The sequence below is a fragment of the Neobacillus sp. PS3-34 genome, assembly GCF_030915465.1.
Lineage (GTDB): Bacteria > Bacillota > Bacilli > Bacillales > Cytobacillaceae > Neobacillus_A.
The window spans coordinates 482,907-502,178 of the sequence record NZ_CP133267.1; the positions used below are offsets into that span (position 1 = coordinate 482,907).

Genomic DNA, 19,272 nt, shown 5'->3' on the forward strand with positions numbered 1-19,272 from the left:
CCCATTGCACATGATACAATTCAAGGATTTTAGAGAGTATTCTGATATCCTCCGCATACCTTCCATTTCATGGGTCGTTTGTTGACCATCCTCCCACTTTTTTCAAAACGGAAGTTCTAAAAAACCGTGGCCAAACAGATTGATTAGCCAATAAAAACTCATATTTATCATAAAATGGCCTGCTAACTATTCTAGAATGATATTTATTCTTTTTGTACTCCCAAACGATGTTAATGTTACCACCTATCACTCCAATATCTTCAGTTGATTTTTCCATTTCTGAGACTAGTAATTCAAGAGAGTTTGGATATAGCCAATCATCCCCATCTAAGGCAAGAAAATAGGGGGTATCTGTATGATTTAAACCTAGATTAAGTGCCATAGATTGCCCCTGGTTTTCCTCAAATTCTAACAGTTTGATACGTGAGTCATTTAAAAACGGTGTAATCATACATTTACTATTATCAGTTGAACCATCATTAATTAAAAAGAGCTGCCAATCTCCATAGGTTTGATCAATTACACTCTTCACTGCCGTTACAATATACAAGTCTGAGTTATAAAAAGGAATTACCACGGTAACCTGCGCCATAATACCCCCTTAATTTTAAGGTTTTTCCTATTTTTATATAAAATACATTTTTTTCATCTTTGATAACGAGAAAAATAATATAAGGAAGGGAATAATTCCACTTCCTCTTGGGAAATTATCTTCACATCATTTCAATTGAAAAGCTTTCAATACTTTTACATTTTATAACTGTTAGTCTTTTAGGTATGAAAGGTGATCTTACCTCTGGTTCTATCACTTTTACACAGCAATCTTCTGTCACTTTTTTTAGGTTGCCAATGATTGTGTTACCTGTCTTTGTAGTGATAATAACATCAAAGCCGGTGAATTTTTCAAGAAGTTTACATAAACAATCGCATTCTTTATTATCTTTACAATGACATTTATGACAATGATGGCACTTATTGAAGTCATGGCATTTGTGACAATCATCACTACTGCTTGACTCAAAATTACTGGACTCACAACTGCTTGACTCAATACTACTGGACTCACAACTGCTTGACTCAACACTGCTGGACTCACAACTGCTTGACTCAACACTACTGGACTCACAACTGCTTGACTCAACACTACTGGACTCACAACTGCTTGACTCAACACTACTGGACTCACAACTGCTGGACTCAATACTACTGGACTCACAACTGCTTGACTCAACACTACTGGACTCACAACTGCTTGACTCAACACTACTGGACTCACAACTGCTGGACTCAATACTACTGGACTCAACACTGCTGGATTCTTTTGGATGTGGATGTCGGTGCGGATGTGGATGTGGATGTGGATGTCGGTGCGAATGTGGATGCGGATGTCGGTGACGATGTCGGTGCGGATGATGTTTTTTCAATTATACCCCTCCTTTATGAATCTTTATTATTAAGTTATTCGAAGTGATTATTAATGGTTAGGGCATTTAGATTATTATAAATTAATAAAATAGGTAATTTCCCACTAAACTAAAGGGCACAAAAACCTAGCCCAAAATAATAGTGAGAACGGAGTTGGAAATACCTGAAATAGGTTTACTTCAATTTGTTTGAATCATTAAATTCGTTCAATTTCCCAAAACCAAGACATGCACACAAAATATTTTTAAAAAATCACATAAAATATGCTCAAAGGAACAAGGAGGGGAATGATTAGACTTTGACCATTGAAGGAAAGCATATAATTATTGATGGATTTGAGTGTGATTCTTTACATTTGAACAATGTCACTTTTTTAGAAAAATTGTGTAAAAAAGCGGCTTTAGATGCAGGTATGGAGATTTTGTACTCTTATTTCCATCAATTTCAGCCCCAAGGAGTAACTGGAATGCTTGTTTTATCCACTTCTCATATTTCCATTCATACATGGCCTGAAGAAAGATATGCGTCATTTGATTTATATACGTGCGGGAATCCTGACCTTATTGCCCCAGTAAATTTTCTTTTAAAAGAATTATCTACAAAAAAAGCAATGATGTATTCCATTGACCGTGGTATTTCCCATCCTCAACTGATTAAATGTGAAGAAATCACAACTATTGATCCTTCAATAGGAGGGAACTCCACTTGAACAGAAGGCAGCGAAGGAAAAAAGCAAGGTTTTCTCATAAGTATAACCACAACACCAATACCACACTACAGCATAAAGACACTCCTAATTACTTTGCCGATAAGTGGGACCGCATCGGATTACATTCGATTTTGAATGGCAAACATAAAAATTTATTAAAGGTAAAAAGTGACTTCCAAAACATTCATATTGTTAAAACCAGTGATATTAGAATGTATTTAAATGAGCAGTTGCAGTTTAGCTCCTTGGATGAACGAATTTACCACGAAGCATTGGTCCACCCTGCATTCTGTCTCGCGCGTAAGCGGAAACGAGTCCTTATAGTAGGCGGAGGTGATGGTCTTGCTGTCAGAGAGGTATTAAAATATAAAGATGTCAAACGCGTTGATCTTGTTGATTTAGATCCTGAAGTACTTAAGGCTGCCAAAAATAATCCAAGTTTAGCCGCTCTTAACGATTACTCTCTGTACGATTCCCGTGTAAAGCTTCATCCTGTAGATGCGGTTGAATTTCTTGCTTCCAAACATTCTCCTTATCATATTATAATTGTAGATTTCCCTGATCCGACAGACCGGATCATCAGTGATCTTTATACAATCGAATTTTATTCCCTTTTAAAACGTTCTTTGGCTGATGATGGATTGTTTGTTTGTCAATCAAACTCCCCCCAGGAAACACCCATTGTTTTTTGGAGTATAAGAAAAACAATCGAAGGTGCAGGATTTAGTACACTTAGTTATCATACGATCGTTCCGTCTTTTGGAGATTGGGGATTTCATATCGGATCGCCAAAGTCCTTAAGGTGGTCGAAAAAACGAGTGGAAGTGCAGCACCAGACTTTACCTTCCAAACTTAAAGATATGGCTTATTTCCCTCGCGCAATGTTAAGAGGTCAAAGGGCTGCGGTCGTTAATACAAAAAAGAAGTCAGTATTGCATGATATTTTTATAAAAGAAATTCTATTTTTGAGTGAAGCAGTTTCGAAAATATAACAGGATAATCATACTGAATTGCCTATCCTGATTCCCATTCAATCAAAGGAATGATTCCAGATATTTCACGTTTCAACATACTATCAAGGTGGATGAAATATGAGAACCAAAAACATAAAACCCTATTCTTATGGATCTTTATACAAACAGAATTTTCCGGAGGGTAATATTCTTCCTATTGTAGCGGGAAACCTTGTTGATTTTGATGTAGCAGGACCGTACCAGAATACTAGACCTGATGTTGCTACGAATCGAATTAGCATTCACAAATCAGGCGTATATCATATAACCGCAGATGTATCCGTTATTTTAGAAGAAGGACAATCCGTTTTATTCAATATTAACCTCTGTGCTAATGGATCTGACCCACTTATCGGTTCTTTTTTTGACGCGGTCAACATACGTACAGTTACAGGAAAAACAATCCAAGCATTTTTGAACGCTGGAGATGAAATTGGAATTTTTATTGCCGATACTTTTGTTCCAAAAGGAAGACAACCAAGATATAATAGATCCGCACTAACTGTACATTTACTCGACTATTAGCAAGAACACAAGGACAGAATTATCGTCTAAAGACCGAAAGATTTCCTTTTGTTTTTTCAGATTCTCTACTGACACTTTACTTAATTCTAATAAGGATAAGAAAAGCCGATTATCCTCATCATAGGAAAAATCGGCTTTTTTCTTATACTCAACTGGTGGTAAACAACTAAATGGGACTTACAATTGCCATTATTTGCGAGTATTGTGACGATGACAAAAAGCATACCCTTTAATAATGGCAATGATTGTCCAAGTAGTTTTTTGGCAATAATTGATACTAATCGAAAAATGATCAATTCGCTGAAAGTAGTGTTGAAGATGAAGGAAATTACCTTTAAAGCATTTGCCATCACGAATGAAATTGATTTGAATAAAATCGCCATTCACTGTGGCATTCCAAAAAAATTCACCTGGGAACAGCCATTAACCTTAAGAGGCGATAATCTAACATCCATCCTTAATAAAAATGTGGACGAATCCCAATTGGTGCTCATTTTTTCGTTTGGCAGCATTGTTTTCATCAATTTCTCACAATACTTTGAGATAAAGTCCATTTTGAACTTCATCCATTCCTTCGAACCGGACATTGATATTAAAAATGCTGACAGGTATTCCGATGATTACATCCTTCGCATTAAAGAAACCGAAAACATCGAGTTGACCGATCAATATGTAGTGGTACCTGAATATGAGATTTTCTACCCTGAATTAATTTCGACTGTGCTCGCAAAATCGGTGGCACTGGAGAAAACGGAGGAACAGCTCGGAAACATCAACGACAGCCTCGAAACGATGATTGACCGGCTGGAGAAAGGCAAGCTGAGAATCGGCAACAAGGAGCTTGCAAGGACGACTGCCAAAATCGTTCGCCACGAATATAACACCCTTGCCTACATCATGATTCTGGACAAGCCAGAGATAACATGGACCAGCAGTGCTGCCGGTGAATTTTACGATAGGATGCTCAATTTTTTTGAATTGAATGATCGCTATAAAATTATGAAAAGCAAAACGGAGATTTTATATAACATCATGGATGGCTTTTCCACCATCAGCCATTCGATCCGGGGACTATTCGTGGAATGGATCGTCGTGATACTTATTGTGATTGAGATTCTTCTAACTGTGTTTGGAATTTTGGGATGGCTTCCGTGACATAGTAAGGTGCATGCCCCACTTGAGAGCATGCACCTTTGTATTGAAATACGGATAAAAAGTTCTCGCACTCAGCATTAACCATTCTTACTGACATTTTCAACAGTCATGCCATCTGGATCAATCGGGTTAGTTGAATTGGGAATTAGTCGACTGTTTTTTCCAGTAGTCATAAATGGCTTCTTTAAAAATTTTATCTATATTCCCCTTTTTTTGCTTAGCGAGCCATTCTGATTGATCGATAGGTAAATTTAATTTTAAATTGACCTTTTCATTAGGCATTTCATATTTTCTTATTTCCTCTAAGGTGATGCCTTCATCTATTTTTGGAAACGAAAAATCATTTTCTTTCACTAGTTGGAAATCTTGATAATCTTCAATATCATTTAAAGGACAGTATAAATGAAGTTGAGGTAACCCTCCTGACATACCTTGCGGATGCATAATTGTATTGAACACTCTGCCATCTTGTAATTCAATCTCTAAAATTAGATTTTCTTCATTTTTATATTTTCTTAAAACAACCTCACTTACTACCATACCTAATTCCAAGGTATATCCCGAACTGGATTCAAAGATATATATCGCAGTATTAAAGTAATGGATATCGTCGCCATCAATTTTTACCGATTTAACCTTGACCATAGATACTCTCCTTTCACTCAAATTAATCGTCCTCTAATTCCTCGAATAGGTATTTCTACCAAAAGGCGATTGTTTTACATCTTAAATGTTATTAATAAATTTGTAAGATTATATATAAGTATTATACATAGAATTCACACTCAATTTAAAACTGCCATACTTAAATATTATAGCGTTTCTATTAATTAAATAAGGACATGACCCCCAAAGGCCATGTCCTGCTAGACTAACGCTTTAAATATGAAATTCCATCTGGATGAATCCCTGTTATAAACTCTTCTCTTTTACTAAACGGTCTTCCATGTCATAATCGAAATCTTTTTCAGAAATAGAGTCTGGAGGATGACTGTTCTCCCACTCGATCGTCCGCTTAAGCGCTTCTTCCAATGAAACGATTTCCGTATAACCGAGTTCAAGTCTAATTTTTTCCGAGGACATATTAATACTTTGATTAATATTCATTCCCAGAGAAATTTTCCCCGCTTCAATGATTTCAAGAGATCCTCTCCAGCCAGAATGCTCGCCAATTAGCTGTACCCATTCCTGTTCAGGGGAATTATAATCGGATACATTATATATTTCATTGCTGGCAGCAGGATTAAGGATCGCCAGAACAATAGCATGGGCGACATTTTCGACATAACCTCTTGTAGTCTTCCATTTCGCGTAGCCTTCATCCAAAAGAATATACGGTCTATGGTCATTTATTCTTTTCAAATAGGGAAAAAGTCGGTGCTGGCGATCCCCAGGTCCATACACCATTGGCAATCTTAAAACTGTTCCAGCTATTTTTTCACTAGATAAATATACTTTTTCAACAGGGATTTTATCATAGTGATATCGCCAGTCCTCTGGCTGCGCCTGTTCCCGGTATGGATACAGTTTTTCTCTTAAAGGGGATGTTTCGAGTAACGGTGTCTCTACGGATTCACCCGGCTCAGTTCCTATCAATCTTCCATAAGAAAGATAAACATCTGCACTGCTAATGGCAACGATTCTTTCAGCTATTCCCTCGAAAACGGCTACCGTTCTCCTCGCCTCTTCTTTATTAAATGGAATCATATCTAAAACGACCTCAGGGCTAAACTTCTTAAATTCTTCGATGCTAGCTTCGATGTCATTTCTGTCACCTGTAATTTGCACAACTTTATTTGAAAAATCTACTTTTGTTTGATTTCGATTAAAAACGGCTACCTCATGACCCTGGCTGACTAGTTGAGAAATAACAATGGGACCTATAAATCTAGTCCCGCCAATAACTAATACCTTCATTCTGACCCCTCACTTCTCTTCTTTATTTACAAACGGGCAATTGCAGGCCAAATGGTGCCTATACCAAAAGGCTTCATTAAATAAATGGCTCTTTAAAAGAGGTGTTGAAGCACTGGCAATTGGGCACAGCGTTACATTGAAATAGACTGTACAGTCTTTATTAAATCATTAATTTTCTGATTTTTCAATACACTTTTCTTTTCTAATATATATGCTTGTTCCTTCAAACTTAGTAATGCAGTAATTAAGCTATCCAGCTGTTCAATTGAACTAATTCCTTTTTAATAATTTCCACAGAACAAAAGGCGCAAGCGCCCTGGTTAGCCCCGACAGGCATAAGACGAATCACGCAGGAAATCCTGATTTCTGGAGTGATTTGGCTTATGACCCCGAGGGGCTGGGTGCTGGAGCTAGATTAATACAACTTGTAGAAGAATCCACATCATTTAATTTTATAATTTCCTAGACGATAAAAAATCCCCTCCCAGATAGACGGTTAAAAATCATTGTCTGCCTGAAGGGGATAATCCCACTCACTAAAGGGTTATTTCATATGATATGATCCCCAAGCTCTATTTCACCTGTGTTAATAGAGATGTGACCATTTTGCTCAAAGTTTCTTTTTCAACAAATGGAGCAAGGCTTGCTAGTATATTGGGGTTAAGGTTTTCCAATTCGATATTTTCGAGTAATTCCTCTATATTATCTTTGCTTAAAAATGGTGCAAGCGATACGATTCTTCTTGCATCTATTGCTCCATCCACCACCAGGTTTACCATGCGATTTAGGGTATCACTACTCAAAAACGTCGCAAGCCTTTCAATAATTTTCCAATCCAAGGTGCCTTCTTCAGCTTTTTGGACCAGTTTTTCAAGATGTTCCTGATCAAGAAAAGGAGCAATCCTTACAATCCGCTTTGCATCTACTTTTTCATCCACCACCAAATCGACTAGCCGATTGAGGGACTCTCTGCCCAATAATGGAGCAATAGCCTGGACAATCTCCCAGCTTACAGTGCCTTCTTCCAGCTGCAGAACTAATTTATCTAGGCTATCCCCTTCCAAAAAAGGAGCAATTCTGAGCAGCTGCTTTGCCTCCAAAGAACCTTCGTTCATTGATTTTTCTACTAACCCGGATAATAGGTTTCCACTGAGAAATGGTGCTACGCCTGTTATAATATCCCAATTTACTGAATTCTCCGTTTCATGACTAACTAGCTCAGCTAACGCATCTGTGCCAAGGAATGGAGCCAGTCTCCTGATCTGCTCTAAATTGATGCTTTTTGGGTTTAAGTTTTCCGAGACCTTATTAAGAGTGCTTGCCTTCAGCATCGGGGCAATCTCAACCAGTTCCTCCATGTTGACCTCTCCATCATTGATCATTTCTGCTAGCTGTTCTGTCCTATTCTCTGCAATCTCCTCCACTATTTTGCCAACGTGGGAGAAATTCCGATTTTCGCCGGCATTTACAAGATCATCTAACGTGATAATAAAAAATTTAGCAATCAGCGGAAGAGTAGCAATATCGGGAAGTGATTCACCCCGTTCCCATTTTGACACTGCCTGATGACTCACATTTAATTGTTCGGCAAGTTCCATTTGTGTCATATCTTTCTCTTTCCTAAGCTTTGAAATAAAAGCCCCTATCTTACGTGTATCGAGCATGTAAACCCCTCCAATAACCAAATTGACCAGCGCGCACTGTTAAAATTATCTTAGCATACACCCTTTCAGCAGCCTATCAACAGCTGGTTGAATTATTGGATTTTTCTTAATTCAACCGGCGGTAGAACCGCTCAAAATAATAGATTCTGATGTAAGAGCGTTTTTTCTTTCTTATTACTAAAACGAAATAAATTATCACATACTATATTGAAGAGGAAAATGATCGAGGTGTTTATCTTGTTCCGCTTAATCTTTCATATTATTACGATTGGACTGTGTGCTTTTCTTTTCGGATTGACTGTTAATTCTTTTTTCATTCCACATAAATTAGCTTCAGGCGGAGTTACCGGTATTGCCTTTTTTATTCACCATTTTTTACATATCAATACTGGCTGGATTGTTCTCATTATCAATATTCCATTATTTCTATTAGGTCTTAAATATTTAGGAAAACGATTTATATTATTCACGATATACGCAGTTCTCGTATTATCCTTTAGTATGAAATTTATTCCCATTCATGCGATTAGCAACGATATTTTACTTTCTTCTATTATTGGCGGTGCGCTTTATGGAATTTCCGTTGGGACTATAATTCGGATTGGCGGTTCAACTGGCGGAACTGATATTATCAGTCTCATCCTTTCTCAAAAAAGGAATCTTCAGGTAGGATTTTTGAATATTTGTATGAATCTATTAGTTGTCGGTATTTCCGGCCTTGTTTTTGGATGGAATATCACTTTATATACGATTATCGCTATTTATGTAGCTGGCCGTGCAGTTGATATGGTTTACACAACACAAAACAAGTTAACCTTAACGATTGTCACCGAAAAATATCAAGAACTCAGTGACGCTCTTATCCATTTACACGCACGGGGAATCACGATAACTAATGCGGAAGGTGCCTACACTCATAAACCTAAAAAAGTCCTAACAACGGTTATCACTAAATTTGAACTAAATGAAACAAAACATACAATCAAAATGACTGATCCGCAAGCATTTGTAAACATCACACAAACCCTTGAAGTGATGGGACGCTTCCGAAAGAACTAATAACAAAAGGCGTAAGCGTCCTGGTTAGCCCCGACAGACATAAGACGAATCACGCAGGAAATCCTGATTTCTGGAGTGATTTGGCTTATGACCCCGAGGGGCTGGGCGCTGGAGCTAGATTAATACAACTTGGTAGAAGTTATCCACTTCATTTAATTTAATAATTTCCTAAACGAAAAAATGACTACGGCCGTGTCGATTTTTTAATTCCTTCAAGCAACACAACTCCATGGTTATGGACGGGATCCTTTGCACCATATAAGAGGGTGACTCTTCCCTTTGCTGTTAGGTCAAGTATCTGTTGAACAGCATTCCTTTGCAGGTCATTGGTTTGCAACTCATCAAGATATCTAGCCGTAAACTCCTCAAAGAGCTCAGGTTTATGACAAAACCATTTTCGCAAATCACTGCTTGGAGCAATCTCCTTTAACCAATAATCCAAGTTTGCAGCCTCTTTTGATATTCCTCTTGGCCACAAGCGGTCAATTAAAACCCGGCAGCCATCCGCATCATCATAGGGTTCGTAAATTCTTTTCAGAAAAATTTCTTGCATCAGACTACCTCCAAATGTGCATGTTAAAGTATTCAACATAATTGTCCATTCTAATCGGTTGAATTTGTCGACAAAAAGTGTAAGTCACCAAAAAGTTTTTTCTTCCTTCTTCACAAGCTTAAAAGAAGAATTCCATTCTATTTTTAAGAAAATTACTTTTTACCTAATAGGTTAAAAAAAAGAGAGTAGCAATTTGGCTATTCTCTTTTAAGCGATTCAATTATTAAGGCTGTTTCATATACTTTGGTGCTATATAAGGAGTAGTTGATTTCCACTCCAGGATGCTCGCTTTCCGCGGGGCGTTGAATCAGCTTCCTAGAATCAACACCGCTCGAAGGAAATGCGAGAGCATTTTCGAGGAGCGCGCCCCTTCCACTCAATCAACTTCTTTTTCAACGATTTGCTTTTAAAAACCTATTTGCAAAACAACAATCTTTTAGAAAACAGCCATTATTAAAAACAATTTCATTCACAATAAGTACTTACTTTCCAGGGACTAATTTTCTTTTTAAAGTACTGTTTAGCTCACCAGCATTCCAATAAACTGTTCCCGTGGCTGCTAAAAGTAAAATTCCTGTCACCACAAATACGCTTTGGACAGGAAAAATTCCACCAAGGAATCCGCCAATCACGGGACCGACCATCCCGCCTAATTGGTTTGCAGTTTGATGCAAACTGAATGCCCTGCCACGGAAATCCTCCGGTGTTGACCTTACGACAAGGCCATTTAGAGCCGGGTAAACGGCACAGAAAAAGATTCCAAAAACAAACCTGATCATAGAAAAACCAAAAATATGAGTGAATACAATCTGAGCTAATGTGCCCAGCCCTCCGCCCAGCAGCCCAATAAATAAAACGCGCTGAAATCCAACTTTGTCAGCCCATTTTCCCCAAAAAGGAGCAAATAGAGTACTGGCGATACCGGGGAGTGAAAAAACAATCCCTGCAATCAACGAAGCTTTATCAGAAGATCCTCCCAACTTCACAATATATAAAGGAAGAACCGGTTCTATGGTCATGACCGAACAACTGACAACCAGTGTTAGAATCAGTACTAGCAGGAAAGGATGGTTGCCGAGCGCCACTTTAAAGTCCTTTTTAATAGAACCCTTTTCCTTGCTTGGTTTAAAGTTTTCTTCTTTTACCCAAAAAATAATCAGTAATGTCGCAAGGCCTACGATAATCCCACCAGTGGCAAAAGCCCAGCGGTTTCCCACCAGTTCAGCTATTCCGCCACCAAACAACGGGCCAACAATCTGCCCTGCTGCGGCGGCTGAAGAAATGAGGGAAAGGGCATATCCCACTTGATTGCTTGGTGTGTTCGTGCCTATTAAAGCAATTGCGCCTGGAATGAATCCACTCAATAAGCCCTGAAGAATTCTTAATGCTAATATTTCATACGGATTCGTAACAAACGCCATCAAGGTATAGATGACAAACAGGGCTATACCTGCCCTGACGATCATTGGTTTCCTCCCGTATTTATCCGCCATCCTCCCCCAAAAAGGCGAAGCAATCGCACCTGCAAAAAACGCAGAACTAAATATCAGGCCAGACCACATCTCTGTGTGCTGGTGTACACCTATTTGCAGAAGAAATAAAGGCAAAAAAGGAATCACCATGGAAAAACTTGCTGCTGTAAAAAAGACACCGACCCAAAGTACCCACAAATTCCTTTTCCATGTTAGCACGCTGTTTTCATCTCCCAGCAAAAGTACAAATATATTAAACTTTTTAATATGATCATTTACTTATATTGTCATATTATCATAAAAAACAATTATTTTCACTCCCGAAATATTCGGTATCTGAAATGATTTTTCTTTCTTTAGAGAAAACGTCCCAAGTTCATAAACTAGGTCGTGACGCAGATTATTAACATTATTATTGTGGTAATACAATTTGCTCAACACTTCACAAAATGTTCACCAACCCTCGAGGTTTCCGTGATTGAAATCACAAGGATAATTTTCACAAAAGTTAAAATATAAGTGTAATCATTGATAAACAAATATATTAGGAGTCTAAGTGGAGGGTTATAAAATGGGACAGTTTACAAGAGTTGCTGCAATTATGGTCACTTCTGTTATGGTGTTAAGTGCTTGTGGAAAGGACAATATTTCTACCCCGATGAAAGCCCAAGGAGAATCTAAGGCAAATGCAATCACAAAAGTATTCGGACCCCATGAACATGTAAACCAGAAACCTACTCCGATCAAAATAAATCGAATTAGCGAGCATGAAGTAAACGTTGAAATGACTGCTCAAATCACAGACATTAATATTACTGAGGGCGATGTATATAAAGCATGGACCTTCAACGGCGAAGCACCGGGACCAGTCGTTGTCGTTAACCAAGGTGATAAAATCAATTTCAAATTAACAAACATGGATCCAGCCATTCCGCATAGTATGGATATGCATGCCGTCCATGCTGCGCCATCTGAGGATTTTGCTAATGTAATGCCAGACAAAACGGGTTCATTCACTTATAACGCAGACAATCCTGGGGTATTTATGTACCACTGTGGTACAAAACCAGTTCTAACACATATCGCAAATGGGATGCACGGTATGATTATTGTTAAACCAAAAGCTGGTTATCCAACTGATAATCAAGTAGACCGCGAATACGTCGTCATTCAAAACGAATGGTACAAATACAATGACATGGAAGATTTCACGAATGGCACACCTAAATATGTCGTCCTTTCAACTAAAGCTTTAAAGGAAGGTGACCCTAATACAAACGGTACAGTCGGTGCCATGGTTAATCACCCGCTCCTTGCAAAAGTCGGCGACAAAGTAAGATTTTATGTATTAAACGTTGGCCCAATGAAGTCAGCAGCTTCCATGTAGTCGGCACCCTCTTCGATGACGTCTATATGGATGGAAATCCATTTAACCATATGAAAGGATTGCAAACCGTCATGTTGGCAGCAAGTGGCGGTGCAGTTGTAGAATTCACCGTAGCCAAGGAAGGCAGCTACCCATTTGTCTCCCACCAATTCAACCAAGCAACAAAAGGTGCAAGCGGCGTTCTGAAAGTTACAAAAGACGGACTTGATGATAGCAGCGAAGTAATGGTACATTAAAATTTTTATAAAAGAAGCAAGGTTTATTGAGGTTATAATGTTCCGTTAAAAGAAATGGGCTCACTTTAGAGATGCAAACATAAAAATCACACACAGAGAAACACACGGCATTTTCCAAAGGAAATATCGTGTGTTTTTTGTTATAGCAAGGTTTTTATACACCTTTACAAACTTTTCACATAGAATTTCACAGTGATTATTAATAGACGGGATGTAAATTTATTGCGATTTATGGTGTGAATTAAACCGAGGATTTGAACATCTTGCAGAAATTCACAAGGTAAATTCAAGGCTAATTCCTACAGGAAAATAAGGAAATGCCTGGTGATAGTCCGAATGCGAGTCTTATTCGGACAGGAAAAGCTGATTATTACCTGCGTTAGTCTGAATGCGAGTCTTATTCGGACAGGAGATGCCGATTTTTACCTCCGGTAGTCCGAATGAAGGGGTTATTCGGACAGGACATGCCGATTTTTTCCCGCGTTAGTCCGAATGAAGGGGTTATTCGGACAGCTCATGCCGATTTTTTCCCGCGTTAGTCCGAATGAAGGGGTTATTCGGACAGGACATGCCGATTTTTTCCCGCGTTAGTCCGAATGAAGGGGTTATTCGGACAGCTCATGCCGATTTTTTCCCGCGTTAGTCCGAATGAAGGGGTTATTCGGACAGGACATGCCGATTTTTTCCCGCGTTAGTCCGAATGAAGGGGTTATTCGGACAGGACATGCCGATTTTTTCCTGCGTTAGTCTGAATGAAGGGGTTATTCGGACAAGACATGCCGATTTTTTCCTGCGTTAGTCTGAATGAAGGGGTTATTCGGACAAGACATGCCGTTTATTACCTGCGTCTGTCTGAAATAAGGAATTGCCTTCAGTCAGATAACTGGGTTTTATGAGACCGTTTATAAAGTAAAACGGTTAAAATTGAGACCCTTCTAAAAAACAACAATTTATCCAATAGAGCATAAAAAAAGAATGGCTTGGAAAAAACTTCGAGCCATTCTTTAAGTGGATTATCCTGTGTATTAATTGGTGAATTGCTTTTGATTGGTGGTGAGATTCCTCCTGCGATTTACAGTCCCGTTACGTAAATAGGCGAGTTTTCTTTTATTATTTTAACTTGCATCAGACACACCTTATTGAACAAACTCACCTGATAAGGCCTCTTAACGTGTTTTTAACTTTATAATGATCGCTTTAAAATATCCATGACACTTTCTGAGTCAAGTTCCTTGTAAGTTCCTACTCCTGGTTTAATAAATGTCTTCACGGTAATTGATTCAAATTGTTTATCATCAATTTGATAATCCGCTAAGCGACTAGGAGCACCAAGTGAATTCCAGAAATCACGTAAAGCCTTCGCGCCTTCTCTTGCAACTTCTTTATCTGTCATTCCTTCTTCTTTTATACCAAATACGTTTGTCGCAAGCTGCTTAACCCGACTTGGATCTTCTTCAAGTACATGTTCAAGCCAATTCGGGAATAGGATAGCGAGACCTCCGCCATGTGGAATGTCATAAATGGCAGAAATGGCATGCTCAATTCGGTGTGTAGCCCAATCTCCGCCATCTGTCCCATTCGAGAGAGTCCCATTGAAAGCTGTGGTACTGATATACATCATTGTTTCTCTGTATTTATATGAATCTAATTGATTGAGAAGCTTTGGTCCATTATCAATAGCTGTTCTTAATATGGATTCAATAAAACCATCAATCATTGGCGTGTTTTCTGTGCGGTGGAAATACGACTCCAAGGCATGCGACATGCTATCGACAATGCCATATACAGTTTGATCACGAGGAACAGAGTATGTATAAGTCGGATCTAAAATTGAGAATGTTGGAAAAACAAGAGGTGATGCCCAGCCAAGTTTATCGTTCGTTTCCCAATTGGTAATGACGGAAACCTCGTTCATTTCTGAACCTGTAGCAGCAAGGGTAAGTACGGTACCAATTGGTAAAGCTGATTCGATAGGAGCTTTTCGTGTAAATAAATCCCATGGGTTCCCATCATATTTCGCACCAACAGCAATTGCCTTCGTACAATCGATTACGCTTCCACCACCAACTGCTAGTAAAAAATCTATCCCTTCAGATTTACAAATATCAACGCCCTTTTGGACTGTGCTTAATCGAGGGTTTGGTTCTACTCCAGATAGTTCAAATACAACAGCCTCAGCGTTTTTTAATTCACGAATGACATCATCATATACACCATTTCGCTTAATGCTTCCACCACCATATACGACCAAGACTTTAAGACCTTTTTGACCTAATTCCTCAGGAAGTTTTTGGATTTGTCCTTCTCCGAACAATAGCCGAGTAGGATTATTTTGTAAAAAATTAATCACACGTCATCTCTTCTTTCATTATATTAATTAGCACCTCATAACGGTGTCCTTTAAAACTATATAATAATCGGCACATACCGGGTGAGAAAAAACCTTCATGAGTAGAATCCTAAAGAATACCCTTTAGTTCTGCCGATTCTTTTAATCTACAAACACACCCCAGCCGTCAGAATAACCACCATGTGGTTTACTTAGCTCATCTAATTTTTTCTGTATTTTAATTAATTCACTATAATTTAAGAGCATTTTTTTAGAACAACTGCATGTCCACTCGTCAGTTTCGTCATCCTGGTCTAAGAAAGAATTGAATCCTTCCTCTTTTAATACCTGTGATAATTTTTCACCTGTTGCTTTATCAGGCACGGCCACAAAAAATTCAACTGACTGTGGTCTTTTAAAATTTACTCCATCATTATATAAACTGCGTAAAGCATCTCCATCAGCATCATTTGGAAATTTCATTTGTTTTCCTCCTTAACCTCATTCATTGTTGTCATTATACTTCACATAAATCTTTTCGACTAACCATAAAGATATATTTCAAAAAGTATAGTTTACCTCTTAATATTCAAAAATGAAATAGCTAGCTTGAATGCACGCTAGCCTTTCAAAACTACCCATTTAAGTCTCTGTAATAATTTGTTCATAATGTTTTTACGGAATTGTGAATTCATGGAAAAACGGACGTCATTTCAAAATGAAAATACTATAATAACAGTGTAATCAAGTTATTAATAATAATTAATAAAGGGGTCTTTAATATGTTAAATCAAGTTTTAAGAACAAACAAAGTCTCTGCTATCATCCTGACATTCATTCGTTTATATCTTGGCTATGCATGGTTTGAAGCTGGCTTGCACAAAATCACCGGCGGTTTTGATACATCAGGATTCTTAAAAGGCGCGATCGCCAATCCGGTTAAGGGTCCGGACGGAAGCGTTGTTTATGCAACTTATCTAGCTTTCTTAAAAAGCTTTGCACTTCCTAATGCTGATATCTTCAATGTATTGGTTCCATGGGGCGAATTGCTTGTAGGCTTAGGACTTATTCTTGGATGCCTGACTACTGCTGCCATGTTCTTCGGATTAGTGATGAACTTTGCTTATGTAATGGCTGGTACCGTATCCAGCAACCCAATGGATATCCTGCTTGGTGTGATTATCCTTACTGCTGGATTCAACGCTGGTAAAATCGGTTTAGACCGCTGGGTTATTCCTTTTATCCGCAGAACTACATTTAAAGAAAACAACCATACAGTTAAACAAAATGTTTAATAGAAAAAGCACCTTAAACCGGAATACCCCCTCCGCGATAAGGTGCTTTCTTTTTAAAAAGTTCTGTTTAACTTGCGTGTTGATTTCTGCTCCAGGCTCGCCAATCAACATCTTGTCAAAATCAACAATAAGCTTTAACAAGCCCACAGCCAGTTGCTGTGGGTTTTTATTGTTTAAAGATTAGATTCCCAGGCTGAAATTTCTTCCCTTACCCGTGGTGCAACTTCTTTGCCCAGCAGTTCAATGGCTTTCATGACATCTTGATGAGGCATGGTTCCAACAGGCACATGAAGAAGGAAACGGGTTATCCCTACGTTTTTTCGAAGATCGATAATCTTTTGCGCAACCGTTTCCGGATCGCCAACATATAACGCTCCTTCAAAGCTTCTCGCAGCATCAAAGCTTGATCGGTCATAATGCCCCCAGCCGCGCTCCCGTCCTAGAACATTCATGGCCTGCTGGGTTGGTGGGAAAAATTTCTCGGCTGCTTCGTCAGTGGTTTTCGCAATAAAGCCATGGGAATGTGAGGCCACTGTCAGCTTAGAAAGATCATCGGCCTGTGCTGCTGTCCTTTTATATAGCTTAACGAGCGGTGCGAAATGACGCGGGCTTCCTCCGATAATTGCCAACACGAGCGGCAGTCCGAGCAATCCTGCGCGAATGACAGACTGGGAATTCCCACCGCTGCCTACCCACACGGGCAAGGGATTTTGAAAGGCCTCGGGTATACACCCAGATTAGGAATCGCCGGACGTTGCCCGCCACTCCACGTTACTTTTTCGGACTCACGGATTTTCAGCAAGAGCTCCAGCTTTTCTTCAAACAGTTCGTCATAGTCCCTTAAATCGTAACCAAACAATGGAAATGATTCAATGAAAGAACCTCTTCCGGCGATAATCTCCGCGCGGCCGTTTGAAATCGCATCAACCGTCGCAAAATCCTGGAATACTCGGACCGGATCAGCGGAAGAGAGTACAGTTACAGCACTAGTCAGCCGGATACGCTGCGTTTGTGACGCCGCAGCTGCCAGAATAACAGCAGGAGATGATGCTGCATAATCTTTGCGATGATGCTCTCCTACACCAAAGACATCCAGTCCTACCTGATCAGCAAGGACAATTTCCTCCACTACTTCGCGTATACGCTGTGCATGGCTAATTACTTCTCCTGTTTGAACATCTGGTGTTGTTTCTACAAATGTGCTTATACCGATTTCCAATGATTTTCCCCCTCTAAAATGTATGTTTCTTATAAAAATTTTAATGGTTTCCATATTAATATACAATTTAATTGTTTGAACCTCTTGACGAATTAATATCGAGATTCATGTGACGGCCACCAAAAAGGTGCTTTTTAAAATCCGTATAGGATATTAACTAAACTGGATACTAAATACCATACACGGTAAACTGTGATTAAGAACTGCAAAAACAAAAGGAGTAGAAACGGAATGTACATACAAGAGGAATACAAAGAAGGAAATCTCACCTTTATCGAATTGCGCAATAAAGCGAATTCTTCCTGGTTAAAGGTGGTACCGGAACGCGGCGGGATTATTACAAACCTCGGACTTCAGGGCAAAGAACTGCTATTCTTAAACGAAGCAACTCTACACGATAAACAAAAAAACATTCGAGGCGGAATTCCCATTCTCTTCCCTATTTCTGGCCAGCTAGAAAATGGCGAGTATGAATGGAATGGAACGACCTATAAGATGAAAAATCATGGATTCGCCCGCGATCTTCCATGGCAAGTCAAGGATATTAAAACTGGGTCAGACGAAGCCTCAATCACGATGAAATTAGAAAGTAATAGTGAAACTTTAACCTCTTACCCTTTTCAATTTACATTAATATTCAAATATATCTTGCACAATAACAAACTAACCATTGAGCAAGAATACCAAAACCATTCAAAAGAGGAAATGCCTATCTATGCCGGGTTTCATCCTTATTTTAAAACAACAACAAAACAATTAAAAATTGATACGGATGCAACCGAATACCTGGATTATAACGATATGGAATTTAAAAAATTCAGCAAGGTAATTGATATTGATCAAAAAGAATCCTATGCATTAAAAACTAAAACGGGTGCTTTTCAATTTTTTCTAGATGACATCGGTAGCTCAATCAATTTAACGTATAATCCGGATTTCCCTTATGTTGTACTCTGGTCTGAAGAAGGAAAGGATTTCGTTTGTGTTGAGCCCTGGATGGCGAAAACAGATGAGTTAAACAGGAAAGAAGAATTGACAAGAATCAGCCCTAATGAATCACTACAAACATCGATCGCAATCTCGATTTAGCCACATCAAGCTGCTTTATCATAAAGGTTTAAACATGAGGAGAGCCTAATCCGTCAAGGGACTAGGCTCTCACAATTTTCATTATCAAATTTCCATAACCCATCTCAATTTGCACCTTATAATGTACATACTCACTTTAGCTGTGAAGAAAGGAATATTCTTAATCCTCAACGACCCTAGCTATGTCCCTACCGCATTTCTCACACTTGCCTCTAATGACGATGC

The 19,272-nt window shown here is 38.8% G+C and carries 17 protein-coding genes and 2 pseudogenes; 9 read left to right on the forward strand and 10 right to left on the reverse strand.

Translation table 11 applies throughout. The annotated features are described in order from the left end of the window. Window positions 1-67: 67 nt before the first annotated feature. Together RCG23_RS02575 and RCG23_RS02580 are read right to left on the reverse strand one after the other, a co-directional pair. Window positions 68-592 carry a glycosyltransferase family 2 protein gene (locus RCG23_RS02575; RefSeq protein ID WP_308178455.1) on the reverse strand — a complete coding sequence of 175 codons (525 nt, stop codon included), beginning with the start codon at window positions 590-592 and terminating at the stop codon, window positions 68-70. Between the two features lie 246 nt (window positions 593-838). Continuing rightward, a complete protein-coding gene (locus RCG23_RS02580; RefSeq protein ID WP_308178456.1) occupies window positions 839-1,261 on the reverse strand; it encodes a hypothetical protein in 423 nt (140 codons plus the stop codon). Between the two features lie 60 nt (window positions 1,262-1,321). Between RCG23_RS02580 and RCG23_RS02585 the strand changes: the two genes are divergently transcribed. The 5 genes from RCG23_RS02585 (at window position 1,322) to RCG23_RS02605 (ending at window position 4,827) form a co-directional block, all read left to right on the forward strand. Next, window positions 1,322-1,471, forward strand: a complete 150-nt coding sequence (locus RCG23_RS02585; protein ID WP_308178457.1) for a hypothetical protein — start codon at window positions 1,322-1,324, stop codon at window positions 1,469-1,471. Between the two features lie 252 nt (window positions 1,472-1,723). Continuing rightward, window positions 1,724-2,134: an adenosylmethionine decarboxylase gene (gene speD, locus RCG23_RS02590; RefSeq protein WP_308178458.1), complete on the forward strand. Its 411-nt coding sequence runs from the start codon at window positions 1,724-1,726 to the stop codon at window positions 2,132-2,134. Then, window positions 2,131-3,126 (forward strand): spermine/spermidine synthase domain-containing protein, encoded by a 996-nt coding sequence (locus RCG23_RS02595; RefSeq protein WP_308178459.1) that lies wholly within the window; start codon window positions 2,131-2,133, stop codon window positions 3,124-3,126. Before speD ends, RCG23_RS02595 begins: the two co-directional genes overlap by 4 nt. A gap of 99 nt (window positions 3,127-3,225) precedes the next feature. After that, the gene (locus tag RCG23_RS02600; RefSeq protein WP_308178460.1) at window positions 3,226-3,672 is read left to right on the forward strand and encodes a hypothetical protein; all 447 of its coding nucleotides are present in this window, start codon (window positions 3,226-3,228) and stop codon (window positions 3,670-3,672) included. Window positions 3,673-3,855: 183 nt separating this feature from the next. Further along, window positions 3,856-4,827 (forward strand): RMD1 family protein, encoded by a 972-nt coding sequence (locus RCG23_RS02605; protein ID WP_308178461.1) that lies wholly within the window; start codon window positions 3,856-3,858, stop codon window positions 4,825-4,827. A gap of 129 nt (window positions 4,828-4,956) precedes the next feature. Here the strand turns inward: RCG23_RS02605 and RCG23_RS02610 are convergent, their stop codons facing one another. The 3 genes from RCG23_RS02610 to RCG23_RS02620 form a co-directional block, all read right to left on the reverse strand. Beyond that, window positions 4,957-5,472 (reverse strand): hypothetical protein, encoded by a 516-nt coding sequence (locus tag RCG23_RS02610; RefSeq protein WP_308178462.1) that lies wholly within the window; start codon window positions 5,470-5,472, stop codon window positions 4,957-4,959. A 267-nt stretch (window positions 5,473-5,739) separates the two neighbouring features. Next, on the reverse strand, window positions 5,740-6,744 hold the full coding sequence (locus tag RCG23_RS02615) for an NAD-dependent epimerase/dehydratase family protein (protein ID WP_308178463.1): 1,005 nt from the start codon (window positions 6,742-6,744) through the stop codon (window positions 5,740-5,742). Between the two features lie 572 nt (window positions 6,745-7,316). Next, window positions 7,317-8,408 (reverse strand): helix-turn-helix domain-containing protein, encoded by a 1,092-nt coding sequence (locus RCG23_RS02620; protein ID WP_308178464.1) that lies wholly within the window; start codon window positions 8,406-8,408, stop codon window positions 7,317-7,319. A 237-nt stretch (window positions 8,409-8,645) separates the two neighbouring features. Between RCG23_RS02620 and RCG23_RS02625 the strand changes: the two genes are divergently transcribed. Next, window positions 8,646-9,467 (forward strand): YitT family protein, encoded by an 822-nt coding sequence (locus RCG23_RS02625; RefSeq protein ID WP_308178465.1) that lies wholly within the window; start codon window positions 8,646-8,648, stop codon window positions 9,465-9,467. Between the two features lie 184 nt (window positions 9,468-9,651). Here the strand turns inward: RCG23_RS02625 and RCG23_RS02630 are convergent, their stop codons facing one another. Both RCG23_RS02630 and RCG23_RS02635 read right to left on the reverse strand, forming a co-directional pair. After that, window positions 9,652-10,020: a DUF488 domain-containing protein gene (locus tag RCG23_RS02630; RefSeq protein WP_308178466.1), complete on the reverse strand. Its 369-nt coding sequence runs from the start codon at window positions 10,018-10,020 to the stop codon at window positions 9,652-9,654. A 482-nt stretch (window positions 10,021-10,502) separates the two neighbouring features. Then, on the reverse strand, window positions 10,503-11,711 hold the full coding sequence (locus tag RCG23_RS02635) for an MFS transporter (RefSeq protein ID WP_308178467.1): 1,209 nt from the start codon (window positions 11,709-11,711) through the stop codon (window positions 10,503-10,505). Window positions 11,712-12,108: 397 nt separating this feature from the next. Between RCG23_RS02635 and RCG23_RS02640 the strand changes: the two are divergent. Then, a pseudogene (locus RCG23_RS02640) lies at window positions 12,109-13,115 on the forward strand (multicopper oxidase domain-containing protein). Between the two features lie 1,183 nt (window positions 13,116-14,298). Here RCG23_RS02640 and RCG23_RS02645 read toward each other — a convergent pair. Together RCG23_RS02645 and RCG23_RS02650 are read right to left on the reverse strand one after the other, a co-directional pair. Continuing rightward, on the reverse strand, window positions 14,299-15,465 hold the full coding sequence (locus tag RCG23_RS02645) for an iron-containing alcohol dehydrogenase (protein ID WP_374049801.1): 1,167 nt from the start codon (window positions 15,463-15,465) through the stop codon (window positions 14,299-14,301). A 141-nt stretch (window positions 15,466-15,606) separates the two neighbouring features. Continuing rightward, the gene (locus RCG23_RS02650; protein WP_308178468.1) at window positions 15,607-15,927 is read right to left on the reverse strand and encodes a ribonuclease E inhibitor RraB; all 321 of its coding nucleotides are present in this window, start codon (window positions 15,925-15,927) and stop codon (window positions 15,607-15,609) included. Window positions 15,928-16,226: 299 nt separating this feature from the next. Here RCG23_RS02650 and RCG23_RS02655 point away from each other — a divergent pair, with 299 nt between their 5' ends. Next, window positions 16,227-16,739, forward strand: coding sequence for a DoxX family membrane protein (locus RCG23_RS02655; RefSeq protein ID WP_308178469.1), 513 nt, complete (start codon window positions 16,227-16,229; stop codon window positions 16,737-16,739). 173 nt (window positions 16,740-16,912) lie between these two features. Here RCG23_RS02655 and RCG23_RS02660 read toward each other — a convergent pair. Then, window positions 16,913-17,958 (reverse strand): annotated as a pseudogene (locus RCG23_RS02660) (LLM class flavin-dependent oxidoreductase). 231 nt (window positions 17,959-18,189) lie between these two features. Between RCG23_RS02660 and RCG23_RS02665 the strand changes: the two are divergent. Next, complete coding sequence (locus tag RCG23_RS02665) at window positions 18,190-19,047, forward strand: aldose epimerase family protein (RefSeq protein ID WP_308178470.1); 858 nt, start codon at window positions 18,190-18,192, stop codon at window positions 19,045-19,047. The last annotated feature ends 225 nt before the right edge of the window (window positions 19,048-19,272 follow it).

Bases quoted from the DNA above. Each gene is read 5' to 3' on its own strand.
- RCG23_RS02575 (WP_308178455.1), bottom strand. From the start codon at position 592: ATGGCGCAGGTTACCGTGGTAATTCCTTTTTATAACTCAGACTTGTAT.
- RCG23_RS02600 (WP_308178460.1), top strand. From the start codon at position 3,226: ATGAGAACCAAAAACATAAAACCCTATTCTTATGGATCTTTATACAAA.
- RCG23_RS02610 (WP_308178462.1), bottom strand. From the start codon at position 5,472: ATGGTCAAGGTTAAATCGGTAAAAATTGATGGCGACGATATCCATTAC.
- RCG23_RS02615 (WP_308178463.1), bottom strand. From the start codon at position 6,744: ATGAAGGTATTAGTTATTGGCGGGACTAGATTTATAGGTCCCATTGTT.
- RCG23_RS02620 (WP_308178464.1), bottom strand. From the start codon at position 8,408: ATGCTCGATACACGTAAGATAGGGGCTTTTATTTCAAAGCTTAGGAAA.
- RCG23_RS02630 (WP_308178466.1), bottom strand. From the start codon at position 10,020: ATGCAAGAAATTTTTCTGAAAAGAATTTACGAACCCTATGATGATGCG.
- RCG23_RS02650 (WP_308178468.1), bottom strand. From the start codon at position 15,927: ATGAAATTTCCAAATGATGCTGATGGAGATGCTTTACGCAGTTTATAT.
- RCG23_RS02655 (WP_308178469.1), top strand. From the start codon at position 16,227: ATGTTAAATCAAGTTTTAAGAACAAACAAAGTCTCTGCTATCATCCTG.
- RCG23_RS02665 (WP_308178470.1), top strand. From the start codon at position 18,190: ATGTACATACAAGAGGAATACAAAGAAGGAAATCTCACCTTTATCGAA.